Below are 2,126 nucleotides of genomic sequence, written 5' to 3'. Positions count from 1 at the left end.
GGCGACTTCAAGGACGTGCCGATCATCGAGGTCCATGTGAAACCCGGCGACACGGTGGCGGTGGAAGACCCGCTGCTGACGCTGGAATCCGACAAGGCGACACTGGAGGTGCCGTGCCCGCAGGCCGGCACCATCGGCGAGGTCAAGGTGAAGCCCGGCGACAAGGTCTCGGAAGGCGACCTGATCGTCATGCTGGAAGCCGAGGGCGGGGCCGCGATCCCGCCCAAGGAACGGCTGCGGGAAGACGCAGCACCATCGGCTGGCGAGGCCCAGGCCGGCTACGGCTCGCCGGCGGGAGCCTATGAGTCGATCGAGGTCAAGGTCCCCGACATCGGCGATTTCAAGGACGTGCCGGTAATCGAGATCCTGGTCAAGGAGGGTGACCAGATCAGCGCCGAAGACCCGGTGATGACGCTGGAATCCGACAAGGCGACGATGGAGATCCCGTCGCCGGCGGCGGGCACCGTCGGCCCCATCCGGATCAAGGTCGGCGACAGGGTGTCCCAGGGCGACACCATCATGTCGCTCCAAACGCAGGCGGCGGCCAAGCCCAACGGCGCCGCGGCGACCATGCCGCAGCATGCACCGGCCAGTGCGCCGGCGGGCAAGCCGGCCAGCACCGTGGCGGGCGATATCCATGCCGAGGTGCTGGTGCTGGGGGCAGGACCCGGCGGCTACACCGCCGCGTTCCGCGCCGCCGACCTGGGCAAGCAGGTCGTGCTGATCGAGCGCTGGCCGACATTGGGCGGCGTCTGCCTGAACGTCGGCTGCATCCCGTCGAAGGCCCTGCTGCACGCGGCCAAGGTGATCGACGAGACGCAGGACATGGGCAACCATGGCATCCGCTTCACCGATCCGACCATCGACATCGATGCGCTTCGCAGCTGGAAGGACGGCGTCGTCAAGAAGCTGACCGGCGGCCTGACCGGACTGGCGAAGCAGCGGAAGGTCAACGTCGTGTCCGGCTTCGGCCGGTTCATCTCGCTCAACCAGGTCGAGGTCGAGCAGGCGGACGGATCGAAGAAGGTCATAACCTTCGATCAGGCCATCATCGCGGCGGGGTCGGAGCCGGTGACGCTGCCGTTCATCCCGCACGACGATCCGCGCGTGATCGACAGCACCGGGGCACTGGAACTGGGCGGCATCCCGAAACGGCTGCTGGTGCTGGGCGGCGGCATCATCGGGCTGGAGATGGCGACGGTCTACCACGCGCTGGGATCGAAGGTGACCATCGTCGAGCTGATGGACCAGATCATCCCCGGCGCCGACAAGGACATCGTGACGCCGCTGATGAAGCGAATTCAGAAGAAGTACGAGAACATCCACCTGAAGACCAAGGTGACCAAGGTCGAAGCGACCGAAGCGGGGCTGGTAGCCCATTTCGAAGGCGGCAAAGCGCCGGAAACCGATACCTTCGACCGCATCCTGGTCGCGGTCGGCCGGCGGCCGAACGGCCGGACCATTGGGGCGGAGAACGCGGGCGTCGCGGTGGACGAGCGCGGCTACATCGCCGTGGACAAGCAGATGCGGACCAACGTGGCCCACATCTACGCCATCGGCGACGTGGTCGGCCAGCCGATGCTGGCGCACAAGGCGGTCCACGAAGGCCGCGTCGCGGCGGAGGCCGCTGCCGGCAAGAACAGCTTCTTCGACGCCAAGGTGATTCCGTCGGTCGCCTATACCGATCCGGAAGTGGCCTGGGTCGGTCCGACCGAGAACGAGCTGAAGGCCAAGGGCGTCAAGTACGGCAAGGGGGTGTTCCCCTGGGCCGCCAGCGGCCGGTCGCTGTCGCTGGGCCGCGACGAGGGCATCACCAAGATCCTGTTCGACGAGACGACGGACCGTATCCTCGGCTGTGGCATCGTCGGTCCCAGCGCCGGCGACCTGATCGCGGAAGCGGCGCTTGCGATCGAGATGGGAGCCGACGCCGAAGACATCGGTCTGACCATCCACCCGCACCCGACCCTGTCGGAAACGATGGGGATGGCGGCGGAAGCCTTCGAGGGCACCATCACCGACCTCTACATGCCGAAACGCAAGTAACGGCAACCGATACAGTAACGAGAGTGCCTCGTAGGTCGGTCTAGAGCGAAGCGGCAGCCGACATAGACGCGCCTGCTTGTCGG

1 protein-coding gene is annotated in these 2,126 nt (G+C 66.6%); it reads left to right on the top strand.

What is annotated here, in order from left to right; translation table 11 throughout:
- Nucleotides 1-2,043: dihydrolipoyl dehydrogenase (gene lpdA, locus AC5JJ6_RS11115; RefSeq protein WP_496042094.1), on the top strand; the 2,043-nt coding region annotated here is incomplete at its 5' end.
- Between the last annotated feature and the right edge of the window lie 83 nt (nucleotides 2,044-2,126).

The sequence above is a fragment of the Skermanella sp. genome, assembly GCF_059503625.1.
This window is presented reverse-complemented; position numbering and strand designations above follow the sequence as displayed.